The organism is Niastella soli (genome assembly GCF_017742245.1).
In the GTDB taxonomy this organism is placed as follows: domain Bacteria; phylum Bacteroidota; class Bacteroidia; order Chitinophagales; family Chitinophagaceae; genus Niastella; species Niastella soli.
In genome coordinates, this window is the sequence record NZ_JAGHKO010000017.1 from 62,167 (window position 1) to 82,955 (window position 20,789).

Sequence of the window (20,789 nt, forward strand, 5' to 3'; positions counted from 1 at the left end):
CAAAAAACGGTGGGCAATGTGACCGAGCACAGAACAGCAGCAGTGACAGCCAGTTTTTTCGTGTATCAGACAGGGATAGAAAATAGCTAAAAGAATAAATTGAAACCCCGGTCTCGGTTAAGCCGAGAAAGGGGTTTTTCAGTTATTTCAAATCAGACCTTCCAATGTACCATTAGGACCTACCACCATAGCAGGTTTACGTAAAGAAATATGAATTAATAATTCTTCCAGTGGATACACATCATCGGGGTCGGCGGTGGATAAATTAGACATTTCCAGTTGCCCGATATCCAACCCAAAAGCACGCTCCCCTACAAGATTGTATACGGCTGCATATGCCAGTTGTAAATAAGGTCCTTCATTTTGAGGGGTGCATAAAGGATGATAGATTATAACATTGGTATCTTCAGGATCTTCGCTGGCAAAAGAAAAACTAAATTCAGCCGGATGAATACCGGTACTTTCCATATGCTTTTCCAATAGGAATTCAATGGGCATAGGATCTTCGAGTGCACTTATTTGCCAGCCAGCTATTTCCGGTGCAGTGGCCACAAATAGATCAACCTTTTTAAAATGCATGGCCTTGCCGCTTACAGTAATAGTCAAATTTGGAATCCCTTTATCAGGCAAACTTATTCTGTATTCAAAGAACTTGTAATAGGCGCGTAAGTGCGCATTCAATTCATTTAACCAGTAAGTAGCTTCTTTTTTTGTTTTATTATTCAGGTCGAGATATTCTTTGTTGTTTCGCTTGAACCATTCCCAAAAATGCCGCTTCGATAACTTGCTCATATCATTTGATTGTAATGAAACAAAAAGGGTCCCGACGGCCTACCCGTCGGGACCCGGTAAGCACTACAAAGATACGTCCAATATTCCGTCATTTCCCGGAACATCGGTAGCAATGGCTTTGATTTTAGTACCAGCCAGCGGGGTATTAGCCTGCGTGGCCGTGTAGGTCCAATCAAGACCATAGATGGCCTGAATTGCCTTGCCAGTTTCCAGGAGCGTGCCATTGGCGGCATATATTTCCACCTGTACATCTACAACACGGAAATCATCAATGGCACGAACAACGATCTTGTTGCCTGCAGTGCCTTTATAATCACGTGTATCGATGCTTTTTACAATGGGTGGAGACATAAAATCTTCCAGCGCCCTGCTATACACATTTTGCCGGGGTTTTAGTACAGCAGCATAGGCTTCCGCCATGCTTTTATCTGCACTTTCTACAATTGCCTTTGCATATCGTGAAGCGATCAGGAATTTTTCCTGAATTTCAACTTGTTTGGCGGTTGGTTCCCCCTTCCGCTTTTTAGGCGCCTTGGCTACTACTGTTTTCCCCGCCCACTCACGAAATACGAGTTCTTTACCGAGTGAACCTCTTAGTTTGCCTGTTACCAGGCTGTTATTAGAATGTGCCATTTTAATAAATGTTTAAAGATGAAAAATGTTATGACTGCAGTCGCTGCCGGAGAGGATTCACAGACTCGCTCTATCTGCTAGCCCTGAGCGAAACTCCATTGCGGCGACTGATGACACAAAACTAAAACAGCTCGCTTTCCCATTTTACGGAAATGTGCCAGAGTTGCCTTCATGATGTGACGAAATGCATACCTTTTGTGACGGTTGGTAATTTTTCCTCGGGAACGCTCCATTTTTTGGGACGGAACTACAACTACCCTGGGGTGAATGGTAACAGTTCTGTGATGAATGACACCTTCTCCCCGCCTTCTCCCCGGCTCATCCTCGATTTCTCCACGAAAGACCTCGAATTCCGAGGACCCAAAGAGGAGGCAAAGAGGTACCAATAAGGTACCATTGAGGAGGAATTGAGTAATAATGCAATATTTTTTTGTTACCTATTTTTTTTATTAAATTGTACTACCGTTAACTATAAAGCTTATACGTTATGATGATACCCTTTTTTGTATGGAAATCAAAACAACTGTTACCTGTTAATCCTGAAGACGTACTGTTTTTAAGAGCAATGGGAAACTATACGGAAGTTGTGCTAAGAAATTATAAACTCTTTATGGTACGGTCAACCCTATTAAACGCTTTAAAAAAACTGCCACCCGAACTTTTTATTAAAACACATCGTGGATGGGCAGTTTCCATTCTTCACATCGTTAATGTGGAAAAAGACACCGTAAAAGTGGGCAAAACCGCTATTCCTATTTCCAGGAAGTTATACAAAACAGTACTTGGTCAATTGAATGTGATTGAATAAAATAAAAAACCCCGACGCTGCGGTCGGGGTTAATGTATTAGAGAGAACAGTTTAAAAAGCGCCTATCTCAGATAAGAAGGTGGAGTTGGCTACGCCCCATACAGTTGTAACTGTAATTCTGAAATACCTTGCGGACATGGGCGTGACAAACACAAAGAACTGTTTCGCATTTACAGATGCCAGTTCATATGTGCCGGCTGTCTTCCAGTTAGTACCATCGGTGCTCACATCTACAGTAAATGCTTTGGGTGACCCATTGGTCACATTTTGTCTGCGGGTTATTATTACCCCATTCAGCGTTATTGTTGCATGCATATCTATTGACACGTGGTGTGGCAATGGCGGTTCAACCCCATCCCATTGGCTCGTCCAGAAAGTACTGGTATTGCCATCCAGCACAAATACCGCGCGGCCGTTGTTGGGGCCTTCTCCTGAGGCTTCCTGTGAGTCGAATTCGTTAATGGTCCAGTTTTTACGATCCAACGAAGGGTCCTCTGCTTTTACTAAAAAGTAGGCAGTGCCTTTTTGTGTATTGATCTGATACCCGTTATTAACGCTTGCAATACCCAGTGGGATCATGTAGTTGTGATCTTTCTGGATCTTTTTTGAGCTTATCTTAAATACAATATTCTCACTGATGTTGTTGCCGCTTTTAATTACTGCTGTAGTGTTGGGGAATGAAAATACACTGTCGGGGATCTTTTCAAACAGCGGAAGACCGGCCTTTTGTCTGTCGGCATTTATGGAGTCCCATTTGCTATAATCCAATTGAAAGCTTACCTGTACATCACCGGGTGCATGCGGGTAGCCTGAGCCGCCAAAGTAGGCATTTACCTCAAACAAGAACAGGCTATCGACCTGCCCTGTTGCCCGTTGTACCACTGAAATGGTGGTGTAGCCATTGTTATCAGCATTGTTGCTTACCGCCTGCGACATATAGATCTTAACATCCCCGCTTTCTTCTGAAAAGGTTTTATCTTTTTTGCAACTGCCTGTTGCCAGAATAAGACAGCAGCTTAAAGAATTTATAATTAGTTTTTTCATTGTTCTCTTTTTTAATAAGCATTACAGTTTAGTGTTGAAACCTGTTATTACCAGCCAGGGTTTTGCGGCGCCAGCGCCGGGTTCAGCGTCAACTGGTCAATTGGTAACGGATGCAGGTATAACTTATCGTTCCAGCTCCTTGCTGAAATATTCGTATATACCCGGATGTAATTATTGGCATCAACCTGTATGCTGCTGATCTGGGCGGCAGGATATTGCGCGCGGATGGCAGGTACCAGCTTCATCCCCAGAATGGTTTCGGGATTCTCGATCAGTTTACCTGCTTTCCAGCGTACCAGGTCATCGTAGCGGAACCCTTCCCCTACCAGTTCAATCCTTCTCTCTCTTCTTATCTCATCTATCAATACCGGCAGTCCGGGAAAATCTGATTTGGGATCCTTTACTAATGAAGCGATCACCATGGGTATCATGCCTACGCGGTCGCGGATCTTATTAATGGAATTGTTGATCACGGTTTGATCGGCTTCACCCAATTCTGCTTTTGCTTCGGCATAGTTGAGCAATGTTTCTGCATAGCGGAAAATAAACAGATCAAGGGTTGACTGGTTGATGTTCCACTGTACAGGATCAGGGCTATACGCTTTTATGGCGCCATACCCTGTAACTATGGATGGAATGCGGGGGAGTGTCATCAGGTCTTTAGAACCATCTACATTATTCTTAAATGAAAAACCGCGTGTAGCAATGATCTGGGTGAACCGGGGGTCGCGGTTGAGTTTTTCCTGGTCTAACGAATCATCGCCTTTATACAATGTACTTAGTGAAGTTGGCAATCCATCTGAACACAAAAATGAACGAACGAAATTCTTGCTCAACGCAGGCCATACGTTGGAGATATCACGGGTGGTAGTTTGCATGTTCACATCCTTTACATATCTTCTGGCCAGGATAGCTTCTTTATTGCCTTTTAATTCTTCCTGAATAAATAGATTGTAATAGTCTGTTGAAGGATTGCCTGTTTTGTAAATAGCGTAGCGGCCGCTGTTTATTAATGCTTCTGAGGCGGTAACACATTCGCGTAACCAGGTTTGATCGCCGGTCAGTCCCCAGTATTTACGATAAGTACCTTCCCATAAACAGATGCGCGATTTCAAAGCCTGGGCTACGTCTTTAGTAATACGACCGGCAAACTGCGTATTGGTGGCTTCGGCCGCATTGGCCACTGCAAAGTTCAGATCGGCCAGCACAGAATCCATTACTACAGTATGCGGCTGGCGAGGACCGTACAACTGCGTCAGTGAAGTATCTGTTAGGTCTGTTGACAACCAGGGAACGGCGCCAAACCGTTGTACTTTTTGCCAGTAAAAGAACGCCCTGAAAAAATGGGCTTCGCCAGCATAATACCCTTTTGTTGTAGCATCTGCCTCCGCCTTGTTATAGCGTTGCAAAAAGTAATTAACACTACGGATATTTGACCAGGTTGAATTTGACCAGCCGCCGCCACTTGGTGGTACGGTCAACTGATTTGCCAGGAACTGGTCAATGGCCGCAGGAGCGAAATTATCGGAATTAAAATCGTTGTAGATACTTTGGAACGATGGGCTTTGCACCGGTAACGTGTCATAAAACTTGTTTATGAACAGCTTCAGATCGTTCTCATTTTTAAAATAAGTAGGCTCGCTTATGGCATCCTGCGGAAACCTGTCAAGAAAATCTTCTTTCTTACAGGCGCCGAAGGCTATTATTGAAAGAAATGCTATTGAAATGATCTTTTTCATGATCGGGTGATGTTTGGTATTAAGAAATTACAGTCCCAATTGCAGACCGAATGTAACTGCCCGGCTTAATGGGTAGGCAATGGCGCTCAGCAATTCCGGATCAAAGCCTTCATGCAGTTTGGTGATCTCAAAAAGATTTTGTCCGGTAACATACACTCTTATGCGGTCGATCTTATATTTTTTCAACATAGTCGACGGCAATGAATAACCGATAGTAGCCTGCTTCAGCCGGGTATAGGCTGCATTTTGCTTATACTTTGTTTGGTTTTGATGGTCCCACCAGGCGCCAAATTGTGTTAAAGGATAATAGGCATTCGGGTTCTGTGGTGTCCAGCTATCCAGTTGAGATTTCACAGGAACGCCCCATTCATCATCGGCAAAGGCCCAGAAATAGGTGCCGCCTAACCAGTAATCTCTTTTAAGCACCCCTTGAAAGAACAGCGTGGCATCAAACCCTTTGTATTCAGCCGACAGGTTCAAACCAAAACGGTAACGGGCTGTAGTGTTCCCGATAACACGCTGGTCGCCGGGATTTTTCAACGTATTATCACCCACATCAATTTTACCATCGCCATTCATGTCGTGGTATTTAATATCACCTGCCACCCAACGGCTGTACCCAAGTCCGTTTTGTGACGGGGATTTCTGCACTTCTTCCTGCGATTGAAAAAAGCCATCGGTTGTATAGCCCCAGACATCACCAAACTTGTACCCCTCGTAATAATTACTGGTAAGCCCGGTTGGATTGAGATCGTACCTGGTAACGGTGGAAGAATAATCAGACAGGTTGAAGGTTACACTATAATGCAGGTCGTGCAGGGCTTTGTCTTTCCATGCCAGGTTCAATTCCCAGCCTTTTGTTCTCAATTCAGCGGCATTGCGCGATGGCGGGTCAGTACCTAAGATAGCAGGTAAAGGAAAGGACCCTACCAGCATGTCGCGGGTAGTGCGGGTATAGCGGTCAAAACTGATATTGAGCCTGCTGTCAAGGACCGATGCATCAGCGCCCAGGTTGAACGTAGTTACTTTTTCCCAGGTAAAATTGGCATTCACCAGGTTGGGCGCACCAACATACGGGCTGGTAAGATTATTATCGAATACATAACCTGTTTGACCAACCGGCATAGTTGCTATATAAGGATAAGGGCTTTTGGTAGCCTGGTTGCCCAGTGTACCATAGGACGCTCTCACCTTTAACTGGTCAACATATTTTGTGAGCGGGGCGAAGAATTTTTCTTCCGAGATCCGCCAGCCGCCCGATACAGATGGTGCAAAAATGTAACGGTTGCCGCGAGGGAAGCGGGAAGTACCGTCGTAGCGGCCATTCACCTCTAACAGGTATTTATTATCGAAAATATAATTCACCCGGAAGAACGATCCGCTAACCGCCCATTCATTCTGTAAGGCGCCTACTACAGGTGCCGGATCATAATTGGGTACCAGACTGGGCATCGTTGGATCGATCAGGTTTTTGGCAGTTACAGAAAAGTCCCTGTTCTGTTTCAACTCCTCGTTATAACCTGCCATTGCCTTTACATAATGTTTCTGTGCAAAGGTGTTTTCATATTCAATATACCCATTCAACGCATAATAGGTGTTATTGCTGTTGGTCTGATACAAGCGGCTTGGAGTTGTCCAGGGATAAGTACCCAGTAATACGCCATTGGCGCCGTATTCATTAAATGCTTTGTAATGCTGCGTTCTATTATAGTTATAAGTATTCCAGGTATAGTCGGCCACAATTCGTACATGGTTCACCGGTTTTATTACTACACCACCAGACAACCAAAGGTCATTGACCGCATACTTTTGCCGGCCGTTCAATTCCATCAATGCAAACTGATTGGTGAAACTTCCCTGTCCTGAAAAATGGCCATCAGGGTGGTATACCGGCATAATGGGTTTAAGATCGGTTGGAATAAATGCGCTGTACAGCGAATTGGTATCATTGAATTTGGTGCCGTTCGGTGTATTGAGATCAGTATGATTGAGCGTTGTTTTAAAATTCAGCTCCAGCCAGCTGGTAGCTTTGGTATTTACTTTCAGCGTGGCGTTATAGCGGTTATATTCCTGGTTCGCTTCCTTTAACAATCCTTTCTGGTTATAATAACCCAGGCTGGCCATATAGGTTGTTTTTCCTTCACCACCTGAAACCGACAGGTTGTGGTTCGTCATGGGCTGCCAGCCGGGATACAATTCTTTTATCCAGTTGGTATTGCCCACATAACGATACAAATTCGGATTGGCCGGATCAACATAGACAGTAGGATTATTGGCCGGATCTTTATAATAAGCCAATGCCATGATAGAATCCTGATCGGTAAAGTTCTGGTAAGTACCACCCGATGAATTTCTTTGTGCGGCCCTGAACATGTCGATGTATTCGGGACCATTGAGGTAGTCGGGCATCCGGGTAGGATGCGAGATAGTATAGTTGCCCGAGTAACTTATTTTCATGCCCGCATTAGGCTTTCCTTTTTTTGTAGTGATGAGTATAACGCCAAATGCGGCCCGGCCTCCATAAATGGCAGCTGAAGCAGCATCTTTCAGTACCGTTACATCGGCCACATCATCGGGACTGATGAGATTGGGGTCCATCACTACTCCATCTACCAACACCAACGGCGCTGTATTGCCATCGGCGAAGGAGCCTGTTCCCCGCAGGTTGAAGGTAGCACCCTGCCCCGGCGCCCCATTACCCAAATTCACATTCAGCCCCGGAACAGTACCTTGCAGGCCCTGCGCTAGATTCACCAGCGGCCGGCTTTCCAGTTGTTTTGAGTTTACATTGGAGACTGCCCCGGTAAGGTTGCCAACCTTTTGCGTACCATACCCTATCACCACTACTTCATTCAAATTCTTCTTCGACAACTCCATGGTGATGCTGACAGTTTCTTCCTTGCCTACAGGTATTTCAACGGTTACATAATTAATGGCAGAGATCACCAACACATCGTTGTCTTCTACAGGCAGCGAGAACTGCCCCATAGCGTTGGTGCTGGTGCCCCTCGTAGTATTTTTCACCATGATGTTGGCGCCCACAACCGGGTTCCCATCGGCATCTTTAACAGTTCCCCTGATCGTTTTTGCATACCGGTCAACAGCAGGCGGTTTTGTCGCTTTCATCTCAATGATCACATGCTTTTCGACAATACTGTATACCAGCGGTTGGTTTTCCAAACACTTGTCAAGTACATCTTTCAACGGTACGTTCTTTACATCCACATCTACCTTGCTGGTGTTCTCCAGCAGTTCGAGCGTGTAAAAGAACCGGTACCCTGTTTGTTTTTGAATTTCCCTGAAAACAGTAACCAGTGGCGCCTGTTTTTTGACAAGCGTAACGGTTTGGGAAATGCCGTTTGCACTTACCTGCATAAAACCGGCAATTAATAGAATGGCGGTTAGTTTCATGAGCCGCAACGTTTTGGTTAGGTGCCCGCTGCCCATTGGCATCGGTTTAAATAGATCCCTAAAAAGCATAGCTTTGTTTCAGTTTTGGGTTAAACAATGTTTTACACTTTCCCCCCGGCTGAGCCGCGGGGGAAAATGGCAGTTCTGCTATGAATTGTAATTGGTTGGCCCAGGCTATTCACCGGGTTCCGCTCCACCGGAATCCGGTTTTCTTTTGGGTCAACACTTTCTTATATGCGCCCTGACGTTTCAGGGCATTACCGTTACTTTTTTTCCTGTTATGGATGTTTTTATGCCACCTGCTTTTTCAAGCATTTGAAGCACCTGCGAAATATTTACATTACGCGATATAGCGCCGGCAAAATGCAGGGTAATGTTCCCTTTGTATTCCACTTCCACATCATACCAACGAGTGATCTGTCGCATCACGGTTTGTATAGTGGCCCCATTAAACTGGAAAGCACCGTTTTTCCAGGCCATTACTTCTTCTACATCAGCTGTCTGAACCGGGATGACCTGGGATGATTGGAATGAATGAGATACGGATGCCTGTTCGCCGGGTTTTAGTATAGCTGACGCAGCATCTTTTTTTATCTTTACTGATCCCTCCAGTAATGTAGTTTTGATGGACGCTTCATCATTATAAGCATTTATATTAAAATGAGTGCCCATTACTTCTACCGACCCCAGCCGGCCTCCTCCGCCAGCTGGCGAAGAGGAGAAATAAACAGTAAATGGCATCTTTTGCCCTGAGCGGAGTCGAAGGGGCATTACTTCAAAGTAAACTTCACCGGTAATCTCTACGGTCCGTTCGTTACCGGTAAAGGCGGTGGGAAAACGAATGGATGAGGAGGCATTCAACCATACCAAACTTCCATCGGGCAGGGCCAGTTGGTATTGTCCGCCCCGCGGAGTGCTGAGCACGTTATAGGTCAGTGGTGAGTGGTGAGTGGTGAGTGGGTTCCCGCTGCTTTTGGCAGTCTGATTATATAATAATTGTCCGTCGTTCAGCTTTACCACCTGTGTATTGCCTTGTTGGGCCAGCGCGCCGGATTGGGCGCTGTCGAGAATTATGGTAGCGCCATTATCCAATGTAAGCATAGCTTTGTTACCACCAGGTTGTACATCGTTTTGTAGCGGGCTTTCAGGTTGTACCTGTACTACAGGCGGTTTTGGCTGAATTGCCGGACTGCTTAACCAGATATAAGCGCCTGTACCAAGCAGTAGTATAATAGCTGCCGCAACCAGCCACCAGCGGTTGCGCCGGATGTAATGAGTTGGTTTTTCAGCCGGCGCTTCCGTTTCCAGGATCGACTGTAACCGCAGCGACAGCCGCTCTCTGAGCAGTTCATCAACGGGACGAACGGCATCCTGTTGGGTAGCCAGCTGCCGTTCTATCAATTCATCTGCCTGCTGCTTATAGGCCTCATCTTTTAATAAGACCATCAACTGATCAACCTCTTCCCCGGAACAGGTATTGTCCAGGTATTTTTGGAACAGGTTGGCAAATAACAGGGAGTTGTCCAATATGTAATTTTAATAAAGACGCGCGGCGGAGAAAAAGTATCGGTCGGTCTTTAAAAATATTATTGGGCCCGACCTGTAAGGTTCGTCATAGGGTCTTGAACAATTAAGAAGATCAATCGAACCTGACAGGTCATTTGCTTTTAATAATATAGACCTTTCCCGATTTATCGGGCTGCAACTTAGCCACTACTAATGCAAGCTCAAATGATGCATCCGCCAAAGGTGGATCAGTCAGCTGTTATTTGCGGTCCCAAAGATAAAAAAGGGCTACGCTGATGGTTGTTATTTCATAATGTTTGGAAACGTAAGTGCGGATGGCTTCCCGGGCATTTGCCATATGATCTTTCAGGGTAGAAAGGGAGATACCCATTATTTCACTGGCCTCTTTGTAAGAGCAGCCTTCGATCTTGCATAATTCAAAGGCCCGGCGGCGTTGCTGAGGTAATGATCTGATGGCTTTTTGCAGAATGTCGGCATTTTCTCGATTCAGCAAGGCCTCTTCAATATAACTGTATTCATAGGAAGCAGCAGCCTTGATGGTCGCATAGAGGTGATGATCGCGGTCGAGTTTGCGGAAAAAGTCATACACCCGGTTCCTGCTGGCCGCAAACAAATATGCGCCAAAGCTGGTATCTATCTGGATAGTTTCTCGTTTTTGCCAGATGCGGGAAAAGATATCCTGCACCAACTCTTCAGCCGTTAACTCATCCTTTACAAGCGCCAGGATATTATAATACAACCGTTCTGCATACGCCTGGTATAAAAGCGTAAATGCCGCCCCACTGCCGGTCTGTAATTGCACCAGCAAGGCGCGTTCTTCATCTGGTAGTATGGGTCCCGAGGTTAACAAGGAATCGCTTTCAGTAAGTCAAATGTAATAAAAGGTAACAAAGTAATGGATTTTGTACCTATTACCAGAGGGGATTAGAATATTTTATTGCAACCCAGTGTTTTACAAATGTGTTTTTCACATTATTAAAAGAACCGCTGTCAGCAAGACTTACTGCTGCCCATTCAGGATCTGCATAATTTCCTGCATATGCATCACCAGTTCTTTTTGTTTACTGATGGCCAGCGGAGAGATGAGTTCATCTACCTGATCGTTTGACGCCCGGTTTAAGGTTTGAAAAACTTTAAGGCCCTTTTCTGACAGTGCCAGCACCGATACCCGGGCATCGGTAGAGAAGTTCTCTTTATTGATCAATTCATCCTTTTCAAACTTCTTCAAAATACGGCTTACATAACCTTTATCCATATGTAAGGTAGCAACGATCTGAGAGGCACTTATTTGTTTGGCGGTGTAAATCTCGTACATTATACGTACTTCCGCCAGCGAATAATTGCTATTCAGCAAATGGCCATCGAGCAAACCGATCAACCGGGTATAGAACCGGTTAAATTCTCTTATGTCCTGTATGAGCTTGGTTTTATCTTTCATATACTTGTTGACGTTGACAACAAATTAATGGAAATGGTTTCTCTGCCTTAAACCAGGTGCAGGTCATAACGCCGCTCAGTAAGCTTTTTACCAAAGGAAGTGGAAGGCTTTTCTTCAGTAAGCTTGAATCCGTGACGGAGGTATAAGCTGATGGCGGCATCCTGTTCGTCGGTGGTCCACAGATAAGCATCTTTAACCCCGCATTGTTGCATGAATGTAATAAATTCCGTCATCAACTTTTTTCCCAGCCCGATGCCTCTGTATTCAGGCAGGAAGATAAAGTAGCGCAGTTGCAAAGCGTTTGGACGGTGCTGTGCCAATAGGAAACCCACCCTCCGGCCCTCGTGTTCACACATCCAGATGCGGTCTTTTTCAGCATCATACTCATGGCCAAACTCGCCCAGGCCGCTAAGCACATACGATTCAAAACTAAGGCCATACCCGTTCTCTTTTGTATACAGATCTCCATGCAGATAGGCAACATACCCGAGATCACCGGGAAGCAGGGTTGTTCTTATAGAGATCTCATCCAGTGCAATGGTTCTCATAATTTCCTCCTGGGTTATAATTAAGTATTCGTTTTACACAAAGTAAGGAAAATAGGTTGACAATGGCAACTAATTTTACAAACCTGTAAATCCGGAGTTTTTCCTGTTCCCGCTAAAACCAGCTCTCTTTTTATACAATAATGGATAAATATTAACCTGGAATGAAACACAGGGGGCCCACCCCTACCCCTCCCAGGAGGGGATCCTTTAAAACAAGCTTTAACTAAACAACATGGAATAATCGATGTTCATTCAAATAGTTGTAGCAGTCGTTTTACATTTTCCCGTTCTATTTAACAAGGCTGGGACTGGCATTTTACGCCGCTGGACTCTTGTTGAGTAAACAGCTACGCAATAGAACTGCGCATTTCAATTTCCCGTTCTTTATTAAAAAGTTTATTCTTGCTTTAAAAAGCTGAAATTCAAGCCTCTTTAAGATTATTTGTAAAATTTATTTTGCTACGCAAGTCGGCTGCGCGGCAGCGTGTGCATATTTGCAATGTCAACACGATAAAACAAATTTTATGAGATTCAATTTCAGATCAAAAGAGAAAACAGCCCTTAACCACGCAGGTGCAAAAGCTTATACTTTAACTCCTGAGATGGAATTGTACTCAGCCATTGCAACCACCATGCTGAACGATACCTTTTATGAAAAAGCAGATGACCGGTTAGCAAGGATAAAAGATCTGATGACCAGGGTAAAGACACCATTCATTGCAAAACTGGCTGTATATGCAAGAACGGAAATGAATTTGCGTACCGCCCCTGTTGTACTAGCCACAGAACTGGCTAAAATTCATAAAGGAAACGACCTGGTTAGAAAAACCGTTGAAATGGTGGTGAAAAGACCTGATGAGATAACAGAGTTATTGGCCTATTATCAAATAGCCAATGAAAGAACAGGTATTAAAAAGCTGAACAGGATCTCCAAACAATTGCAAAAGGGTTTGGCGGCCTCCTTCAACAACTTTGATGAATATCAGTTTGCAAAATATAACCGTAACACGGCTGTCAAATTACGTGATGCCCTATTCCTTGTTCACCCAAAAGCAAAGGACGAAGCGCAGCAATTGCTTTTCAATAAAATTGTAAACAATGAACTGGCTGTTCCTTATACCTGGGAAACCGAGTTATCGGCACTGGGTCAACAACCATTTGAATCAGTAATGGCAAAGCAACATGCAGTAAAAGCCAAATGGGAAGAACTGATCAGCAGCAGGAAGCTGGGTTATATGGCCTTGCTTAGAAACCTGAGAAACATCCTGGAGAGTGACGTAAGTAAAGATCATATGCAAATGGTGTATGATCACTTAACCAACCCAACAGCGGTGCGTAATTCAAAACAATTGCCTTTCCGGTTTCTGGCAGCCTACAAAGAGCTGAAGGCTGTAAACTCAGGTTACACCTCTTATATCATGAAGGCGTTGGAAAATGCATTGATAGCGAGTGTTCAAAACATGAAAGGTTTTGACCTGGGTACAAAAGTGGTTATTGCCTGCGACGTATCCGGATCTATGCAACAACCGGTTTCTCCAAAAAGCAAAGTCAATATGTATGATATTGGATTATTGCTTGGTATGCTGTTGCAGGCCAAATGCGATAATGTGTTGACCGGAATGTTTGGCGATACCTGGAAAATGGTGCCATTGCCTTCTACAGGCATACTGGCCAATGTAGATGCATTCTATCAAAGAGAAGGGGAAGTGGGTTATTCAACAAATGGATATCTTGTTATAAAAGACCTTATAACTAAAAGATATCTTGCAGATAAGATCATGTTGTTTACCGATACGCAAATGTGGGACAGCAATACCAATAACCAGTCGGCAGAAAACACCATTAGCTATCAATGGAATGCTTATAAAAAAATAGCACCCAACGCCAAATTGTATGTCTTTGACCTGGCAGGTCATCAACATGTACCACTAAAAGTGGAGCAAAATGGTGTTCATTTGATTGCAGGCTGGAGTGATAAAGTATTTGAAGTGATGGCAGCCATTGAAAATGGGACCAATGCAATAGATGTAATTGAAAAGATAGCATTATAGCAATAAAAAATTGTAAGTGTCGTAGAATAGGGTTACTTCGACTATTAATCGTGAGTGTCGCGGGTTCGATTCCCGCCCATATCGCAAAACGATATGGTAGCTCAGCTGGTAGAGCATCAACCGTACTTTATCCGCTTTTTACCTTACAATTTTTTATCGCCGTAATACAACAGGTGCCGTTAAAACGGGTTACTTCGCTCCATCCCGTTCGACTCCGGCATGCGCAGCCCCGCCCACTCGTTTGCCTTTTGCCCTGTTATTATTTATAAACTGAATTTAAAATATTGTAAGTGTCGTATGAATAGGGTTACTTCGACTTCCAAATCGCAAACCACACTCTATTCGCTTTTTACCTTACAATTTCTTATTTCCTACGGATCTGCTGCCTTAGCCGGAAAGAAACGAAATAACAGTATTTAGGAATTTCTGGAGCAAATAAAAATTGCTTACAGTCAATGGGTTACCCCTTTAACGTTATATATAGGCTTTTACGCCTGTAGTAGTGTTGAGGGGGTAACTTTTTTTTAATTTTCCCGCCTTGTAGTGTTTTTGATGTGCCCTCTATTTTGGTATCTATTTTATTTATTGGCAATTTCAAAGCATCCACTAAAATTAACTACCATATGGAACGATTGCTGCCTACTGCCCCCTCCCGGGGAGGAAGTACTTTATTATGTCAACCCATTGAAGGCACCTCTCACTCCCCGCCTGCACTTACCCCTTTTAGCGCACCTATCATTTTCCAAACTAATTAAAACCAATTTAGCATGTTCTTTTACTTCAAACGACCATGGCTGTTACAGGTCTTTACCTTACTATGCGCAATCATTATCCCTTTTGCCTGTAAAAGAGATGTTTTACCCAATGTGGGACCAACATCCGGTACAACGGCCAGGGCTGCCAATGAAACGGTGAATATATGGGTTACAACCAGTGACAAATCCAAACTGCTACAACAGCAAACAGCCATCAACTTTGCTGCCGATGCAGGCACCAACGCAACTACTATAAATGTTGATGAAACAGTCACCTACCAACCCATCGATGGTTTTGGCTTCACTCTCACCGGTGGGAGTGCCTCCCTCATTAATGGCTTGGGAGCCAATCAAACAGCATTCCTGAATGAGGTATTCAGTCTCTCACAGGTAGGTTCAAGCTTTGTACGGATCACCATGGGCGCCTCGGACCTTAGCTCGTATGATTTTACTTATGATGACGTGCCGGCTGGCCAAACTGACGTAAACCTGAACAGTTTCAGCATTGCCCCCGAAATGCAGGACCTGGTGCCTGTTTTGAAAAAGATCGTTGCCATCAATCCCTCCATCAAGATACTGGCCACCCCGTGGACAGCCCCCGTATGGATGAAGGTGAGCACTACTGGCAACAATGGTTTTACAGGCGGTAAACTGAACACAGCCTATTATGATGCCTATGCAAGGTATTTTGTAAAATACATTCAGGCCATGCAGGCACAGGGTATCCCTATTTATGCGGTATGTCCGCAAAACGAGCCACTCAATCCGTACAATAACCCATCTATGACCATGCAGGCCGGCGAGCAGGCCAACTTTATCAAGAATAACCTGGGCCCCCAGCTGCGTAACAATGGCCTTAACACCCGGATCATCATATATGATCACAACTGCGATCAGCCGGGTTATCCTACGGCGGTACTGGGTGATGCCAGCGCTAATCAATATATCGATGGGTCTGCTTTTCACCTATACGGCGGCGATATCAGTGCACTTACCACTGTGCATAATGCTTACCCTGCCAAGAATATCTATTTTACAGAACAGTATATCGGCGGCCCCGGCAATTTTGGCGGCGATCTTCAATGGCATGTGAACAATGTGGTTATTGGCTCTACAAGGAACTGGAGCAGAGTGGCATTGGAATGGAACCTGGCTTCAGATCCCAATTATAATCCGCATACGCCCGGTGGCTGTTCAAACTGTATGGGCGCCGTTACCATCTCCGGCAATTCCTTTACCCGCAACACCGCCTATTACATTATTGCACATGCATCACAATTCGTAAAACCAGGCGCTGTTCGCATTTCATCCAACACTTTTTCGGGTGGTATACAAAACGTAGCCTTCAAAAATCCCGATGGTTCCAAAGTACTTCTTGCACTTAATACCTCGGGGTCCAGCCAAACCTTCAAAGTAAAATGGGGTGTTGAATCATTTACCTATACGCTGGCAGCAGGTGCAGTGGCTTCGTTTAAATGGACGGGCACTCAGGACAACGGCGGCGGCGGTGGTGGTGCACCCATTGGACAAACCATCACCTTGAAAGGGTTTAACGCCCAGTATGTAAGCAGTGAAAATGGTACACAAGCCATGAACTGCAACCGGCCTACCGCTCAGGGCTGGGAACAGTTCCTGGTAGTGGATGCCGGTGGTGGAAAAATTGCGCTGCAAAGCATGGGCAAATATGTTTCCAGTGAAAACGGCGCCAACCCTATTACCTGCAACAGAACAACTATCGGCGGCTGGGAACAGTTTACCTGGATCGTGAATGCAGACGGTACTATTTCATTGCAAGGTAATAACGGCCGCTATATCAGCAGTGAGAATGGTACCCAGGCCATGACCTGTAATCGCACCTCCATTAGTGGATGGGAAGCTTTTGGTGTAAATAAATAAATTAAACCTGTCAACATGAGAAAACAATCTTCGCGCATCCTGGTATGCGCTATCGCCTTTATCACATTATCTTTCTGTGTCTTATCCTGCAAAAAGAATATGAATACCCCCGACTCCCCTGCCCACAGGGAAGGCACTTCAGCCAGGGCGGTAACCTATCAGCTTGTGTGGGCCGACGAGTTCAATGGCACCAGCGTGAACACAGCCAACTGGAACATAGATAATGGAAACCCCAACGTAAACCACGAGCTGGAATATTATCAGGCGGCCAATGCTACTGTAACCGGGGGTAACCTGGTGATCACAGCCCGGCAGCAGAGCATGGGCGGCCAGCCTTATACTTCTGCCAAGCTCAACTCATATGGAAAATTCTCGGTCACCTACGGGCGCATTGAAGCCCGCATGAAATTACCCATGGTACAAGGTACATGGCCTGCGTTCTGGATGCTCGGTAACAATATCAACACCGGCGCCGGATGGCCTCAATGTGGTGAAATAGATATCATGGAGCATGTAAACACCTCCAACAGTACGCTCGGCACTATGCACTGGAACAGCGGTGGTCATGTTCAATACGGAAGCAGCATATCTACCACACCCGGAGATTTTCACGTATATGCAGTAGAGTGGGATAATTCCAGCATCCGGTGGTATGTTGACAACACCCTGTATGTGACCGGTAATATTGCCAACAACATCAATAACACCGGAGCCTTCCACCTGCCATTCTATATTATTCTTAACCTGGCTATTGGTGGCGATCTGCCCGGTTCTACCGTTAATAATGGTGCCCTGCCTACCTCCATGTATGTTGACTATGTGCGGGTATACAGTATGAATAATTCATCTGCCCCGCCCATTGGACAAACCATCACGCTCAAAGGTCCCAATAATTTGTATGTAAGCAGTGAGAATGGTGCACAGGCTATGACGTGTAACCGCACTACTGCACAAGGCTGGGAACAGTTTCTGGTAGTAGATGCCGGTGGTGGCAAGGTCGCATTACAGAGCACCGGTAAATACGTATCCAGCGAGAACGGCGTTAACCCTATTACCTGTAACAGAACGAGCATTGGCGGCTGGGAGCAGTTTAACTGGATCTCCAATTCCGACGGTACTGTTTCTCTCCAGGGTAATAACGGTCTTTTTGTGAGCAGTGAAAATGGTACTCAACCGATGACGTGCAACCGCACTACTATCGATGGCTGGGAAAAATTCCGCGTGAACCAATAATATTAAAGAAATGACCTGTAAGAGTCTGCTTCAGAATTTTTAAATGGCGTCCCGCCTCAGCGGGATGCCATTACAGAAAAAAAAGACCTGTAAGGTGCATCATTTGAGCTTGCCTTATTAGTGGGTTGTATTGCACCTGACAGGTCGAATTGAAAAAAGTAACGGATGACCTGTAAGGTGCGCCTTTTGAACTTTCATTTGTAGAGGGCGCAGGCACTCCTGACAGGTCATGTTTAAGTGAAGCGAATTGACCTGTCAGGTTCAAGGCATCAAGCTGATTGTGCAAGACTCAATGACGAACCTTACAGGTCAACTTCATTCATAAAAATTATGTTGAAATTAATCACGCTGTTACTATTATCCGGTTCGTATGTATCCATGGCCCAGCATCCCAGGTTACAGCTTTCAATAACCAGCGGCTACCGGCAAAACAATTTGCAATGGTCCATTGCTGGCAATGCCAATGGTCAGCAGCCGAATGTATTGTCAGCCCTCCAATGGGAACAGGTTGGCGGACCTGTAACCGGTATGCAGGTACAGGTTAAGTTATTTAACCACTGGAAGCTGGAAGGCGACTATGAGCGCACCTTCTTTTTATCCGGAAAAGCATCCGATACGGATTATGGTGGCAATGACCGGACCAATATAGTGTATGCGGCACAGTTCCAGGCAGGCAAAGGCGGGTCTAATTACTGGCAGGTTGGTTTGGCCAACCAAATCCCGGTGACCAGTAAATTCGCCATCACCCCTTCGGCGGGATACGGGGTGTTTCATCAAACATTCTATCTAACTGGTAATACAGCTTCTATAAGTGACCTTAACAGCACCTACAAAACAAAATGGACTGGTCCATATGCACAGTTATTATGTTCACTGGCATTAACAAAGAAAGTATTTGTGAATGCCGGTCTGCGGTATAGTCAGGTGCAATACAGGGCCAGCGCCAACTGGAACCTGATCAGGGAGTTCAGTCATCCTGAAAGCTTTCGCCATACGGCCAACGGCTACGGGATAAACACCCCCATAGCTGTGTTATATCACGTTTCGGCTATACATTCAATAGGTCTTACAGGCTGCTATTCCCGCTGGCAAACCGGCCGCGGCATTGACGAATTGTATCTTGTCACTGGCGGATCGGAAAAAACACAACTGAATGAAGTACGATCAGCGGGCTGGCAGATAATGGTAGCGTGGCGAATGGCTTTTGCCAGGCAGAAGCGATCACCAATAAAAAACGGTACACCTGATCCAACTGATCAAATGTACCGTTAAGGGGGATGTGACTTCTATCAAGCTCCTACTCCACTTTATTTTTCATAGTGTTAATAATTCAAATTCTGACTCAGGTTGGGATTCAGATCACGTTGTGTTTGCGGGACCGGCCACCAATAATCACGCGCAGGATTAAATTTACGGGTTTCAATGGCTGCGCCTTTAAAATTATAAATGGTTGCATTCAACGCTACTTCCGCGGTTTTCCATCTTCTCAGATCATTATAATACAAAGCCTCACCTGCAAATTCAACCCGGCGTTCCTGTCTGATAATATCACGTAACTGGTCTTTGGTATAAATGGCAGCAATATCAGGCATACCTGCTCTTTTACGTATTTTATTAATGTTATCATATACAGTGGCGTCAGGACCGGCAAATTCATTTTGCGCTTCTGCATACATCAGCAGAATATCTGCATAACGTAAAATGATAAAATTGGTTTCTGACTGGCCATCTTTCAAATCAGATGTACCCGCAGCAGGCACCCCTTTATCATAAATGCTGTATTTCTTCATGCCATACCCCGTAAGCGCAAAGCGGCTATCCGTTACTTTAACATTCATATAGGTATCACCCGGATAAACGATGGTTGCATATAAACGCGGATCGCGGTTATTATAAGGTTTGGTTGGGTCATATCCGGAAGCAGGATCCTTAATAGACAACCCGTTCTTCATTTGATAGGCATTGACCAGATCGAGCAAGGGAGCATTGGAATTGTATTGCCGGCAAATAAGGTCAAATGAATTGCCCTGGTCGGGGTACATGTATTGTACATCGAATAATACTTCCGAATTGTTTTCATCCGCGGGTAAAAACATTAGCCGGTAATCGGTATCTAAGGCATAACCGCTGGCAGTTGCCATATTCATAACGGCCTTTGCCGCATCGGCGGCTATTTTCCATTTGTTATTATCATTGCCTGTATTGAACAAAGGACTGGCTTCAAAGAGCAATACCCTTGCTTTCAGGCCCAATGCGGCTCCTTTTGTTGCTCTTCCTTTATCGGCAGTGGCATTTTTGTTGGGTAAAAGCGCAGCGGCGCTGTCAAGGTCTTTTAAGATCTGTTCAACAACCTGTGCACGGGGTGTACGGCTTATATCAGACTGGGTAGCAGGATCGGGTGGATCGAGGATCAAAGGCACATCGCCGTAATGCACCTGTAACATGTTATAATATAAAGCCCTTAAAAAATAAGCTTCGCCTTTCATGCGGTTCTTCAATGTACCCATATCCACCAGTTCTGATTTTACCAGGTAGGTATTACAGCGGCCGATACCACCATAACAGCTGGCCCAACGGCTTGAAATGATACCACCGGTAGTGGGCGATTGCTGCCCCTTGGCAATTGAATTAAAACCCAGATCATTACTGTAACAATAGACATTGGAGGATGCCCCTTCTTCCCATAAAGGGACTGCCGTGCTGCCATACGTGCCGCCTCCCCTTAATGAAGAGTAACAGGCAGTAAGCCCTGCAGTAACAGCTTCAGGAGTAGTCCAGTAATCACTTTCATAATAGCGGTCCGTTGGTTTTGTATCAAGCAGGGATTTGTTACAACCAGCCAGTATATATCCGGTTAATGTAAATATTAAAACAAACTTTTTCATATCAGCATTTTTTGAATTCAGGTAAATGA

Annotated in this window: 15 protein-coding genes; 5 read left to right on the plus strand and 10 right to left on the minus strand. The window is 45.0% G+C overall.

Annotated features, from left to right (window positions below; genetic code table 11):
* Positions 1-147: 147 nt before the first annotated feature.
* Together J7I42_RS31090 and J7I42_RS31095 are read right to left on the minus strand one after the other, a co-directional pair.
* The gene (locus J7I42_RS31090; RefSeq protein WP_209143676.1) at positions 148-792 is read right to left on the minus strand and encodes a hypothetical protein; all 645 of its coding nucleotides are present in this window, start codon (positions 790-792) and stop codon (positions 148-150) included.
* Between the two features lie 63 nt (positions 793-855).
* Entirely contained in the window at positions 856-1,425 is a 570-nt protein-coding gene (locus J7I42_RS31095; protein ID WP_209143678.1) for a hypothetical protein, read from the minus strand.
* Positions 1,426-1,912: 487 nt separating this feature from the next.
* Here J7I42_RS31095 and J7I42_RS31100 point away from each other — a divergent pair, with 487 nt between their 5' ends.
* On the plus strand, positions 1,913-2,233 hold the full coding sequence (locus J7I42_RS31100; RefSeq protein WP_209143680.1) for a LytR/AlgR family response regulator transcription factor: 321 nt from the start codon (positions 1,913-1,915) through the stop codon (positions 2,231-2,233).
* 51 nt (positions 2,234-2,284) lie between these two features.
* Here the strand turns inward: J7I42_RS31100 and J7I42_RS31105 are convergent, their stop codons facing one another.
* From J7I42_RS31105 to J7I42_RS31135, 7 genes are all read right to left on the minus strand, one after another.
* Positions 2,285-3,277: a discoidin domain-containing protein gene (locus J7I42_RS31105; RefSeq protein WP_209143682.1), complete on the minus strand. Its 993-nt coding sequence runs from the start codon at positions 3,275-3,277 to the stop codon at positions 2,285-2,287.
* Between the two features lie 47 nt (positions 3,278-3,324).
* On the minus strand, positions 3,325-5,016 hold the full coding sequence (locus tag J7I42_RS31110) for a RagB/SusD family nutrient uptake outer membrane protein (RefSeq protein WP_209143684.1): 1,692 nt from the start codon (positions 5,014-5,016) through the stop codon (positions 3,325-3,327).
* 27 nt (positions 5,017-5,043) lie between these two features.
* Complete coding sequence (locus tag J7I42_RS31115) at positions 5,044-8,427, minus strand: TonB-dependent receptor (protein WP_209143686.1); 3,384 nt, start codon at positions 8,425-8,427, stop codon at positions 5,044-5,046.
* Positions 8,428-8,676: 249 nt separating this feature from the next.
* Positions 8,677-9,954 (minus strand): FecR family protein, encoded by a 1,278-nt coding sequence (locus J7I42_RS31120; RefSeq protein WP_209143688.1) that lies wholly within the window; start codon positions 9,952-9,954, stop codon positions 8,677-8,679.
* 238 nt (positions 9,955-10,192) lie between these two features.
* Entirely contained in the window at positions 10,193-10,804 is a 612-nt protein-coding gene (locus J7I42_RS31125) for an RNA polymerase sigma factor (RefSeq protein WP_209143690.1), read from the minus strand.
* 150 nt (positions 10,805-10,954) lie between these two features.
* On the minus strand, positions 10,955-11,392 hold the full coding sequence (locus tag J7I42_RS31130) for a MarR family winged helix-turn-helix transcriptional regulator (protein ID WP_209143692.1): 438 nt from the start codon (positions 11,390-11,392) through the stop codon (positions 10,955-10,957).
* Between the two features lie 47 nt (positions 11,393-11,439).
* Positions 11,440-11,940, minus strand: a complete 501-nt coding sequence (locus tag J7I42_RS31135; protein WP_209143694.1) for a GNAT family N-acetyltransferase — start codon at positions 11,938-11,940, stop codon at positions 11,440-11,442.
* A 524-nt stretch (positions 11,941-12,464) separates the two neighbouring features.
* On the opposite strand from J7I42_RS31135, the gene J7I42_RS31140 reads away from it, so the two are divergent.
* The 4 genes from J7I42_RS31140 (at position 12,465) to J7I42_RS31155 (ending at position 19,147) form a co-directional block, all read left to right on the plus strand.
* Positions 12,465-13,991 carry a TROVE domain-containing protein gene (locus J7I42_RS31140; RefSeq protein WP_209143696.1) on the plus strand — a complete coding sequence of 509 codons (1,527 nt, stop codon included), beginning with the start codon at positions 12,465-12,467 and terminating at the stop codon, positions 13,989-13,991.
* Positions 13,992-14,758: 767 nt separating this feature from the next.
* A complete protein-coding gene (locus tag J7I42_RS31145) occupies positions 14,759-16,642 on the plus strand; it encodes a glycoside hydrolase family 30 beta sandwich domain-containing protein (protein ID WP_209143698.1) in 1,884 nt (627 codons plus the stop codon).
* 15 nt (positions 16,643-16,657) lie between these two features.
* The gene (locus tag J7I42_RS31150; protein WP_209143700.1) at positions 16,658-17,875 is read left to right on the plus strand and encodes a family 16 glycosylhydrolase; all 1,218 of its coding nucleotides are present in this window, start codon (positions 16,658-16,660) and stop codon (positions 17,873-17,875) included.
* Positions 17,876-18,205: 330 nt separating this feature from the next.
* A complete protein-coding gene (locus tag J7I42_RS31155; protein WP_209143702.1) occupies positions 18,206-19,147 on the plus strand; it encodes a hypothetical protein in 942 nt (313 codons plus the stop codon).
* 50 nt (positions 19,148-19,197) lie between these two features.
* Here J7I42_RS31155 and J7I42_RS31160 read toward each other — a convergent pair whose 3' ends face one another.
* Entirely contained in the window at positions 19,198-20,760 is a 1,563-nt protein-coding gene (locus J7I42_RS31160) for a RagB/SusD family nutrient uptake outer membrane protein (protein WP_209143704.1), read from the minus strand.
* Between the last annotated feature and the right edge of the window lie 29 nt (positions 20,761-20,789).

Excerpts from the sequence above, each read along its gene's own strand:
- J7I42_RS31090 (WP_209143676.1), bottom strand. The coding sequence starts at position 792 with ATGAGCAAGTTATCGAAGCGGCATTTTTGGGAATGGTTCAAGCGAAAC.
- J7I42_RS31095 (WP_209143678.1), bottom strand. The coding sequence starts at position 1,425 with ATGGCACATTCTAATAACAGCCTGGTAACAGGCAAACTAAGAGGTTCA.
- J7I42_RS31100 (WP_209143680.1), top strand. The coding sequence starts at position 1,913 with ATGATGATACCCTTTTTTGTATGGAAATCAAAACAACTGTTACCTGTT.
- J7I42_RS31105 (WP_209143682.1), bottom strand. The coding sequence starts at position 3,277 with ATGAAAAAACTAATTATAAATTCTTTAAGCTGCTGTCTTATTCTGGCA.
- J7I42_RS31110 (WP_209143684.1), bottom strand. The coding sequence starts at position 5,016 with ATGAAAAAGATCATTTCAATAGCATTTCTTTCAATAATAGCCTTCGGC.
- J7I42_RS31115 (WP_209143686.1), bottom strand. The coding sequence starts at position 8,427 with ATGAAACTAACCGCCATTCTATTAATTGCCGGTTTTATGCAGGTAAGT.
- J7I42_RS31130 (WP_209143692.1), bottom strand. The coding sequence starts at position 11,392 with ATGAAAGATAAAACCAAGCTCATACAGGACATAAGAGAATTTAACCGG.
- J7I42_RS31135 (WP_209143694.1), bottom strand. The coding sequence starts at position 11,940 with ATGAGAACCATTGCACTGGATGAGATCTCTATAAGAACAACCCTGCTT.
- J7I42_RS31140 (WP_209143696.1), top strand. The coding sequence starts at position 12,465 with ATGAGATTCAATTTCAGATCAAAAGAGAAAACAGCCCTTAACCACGCA.
- J7I42_RS31145 (WP_209143698.1), top strand. The coding sequence starts at position 14,759 with ATGTTCTTTTACTTCAAACGACCATGGCTGTTACAGGTCTTTACCTTA.
- J7I42_RS31150 (WP_209143700.1), top strand. The coding sequence starts at position 16,658 with ATGAGAAAACAATCTTCGCGCATCCTGGTATGCGCTATCGCCTTTATC.
- J7I42_RS31155 (WP_209143702.1), top strand. The coding sequence starts at position 18,206 with ATGTTGAAATTAATCACGCTGTTACTATTATCCGGTTCGTATGTATCC.
- J7I42_RS31160 (WP_209143704.1), bottom strand. The coding sequence starts at position 20,760 with ATGAAAAAGTTTGTTTTAATATTTACATTAACCGGATATATACTGGCT.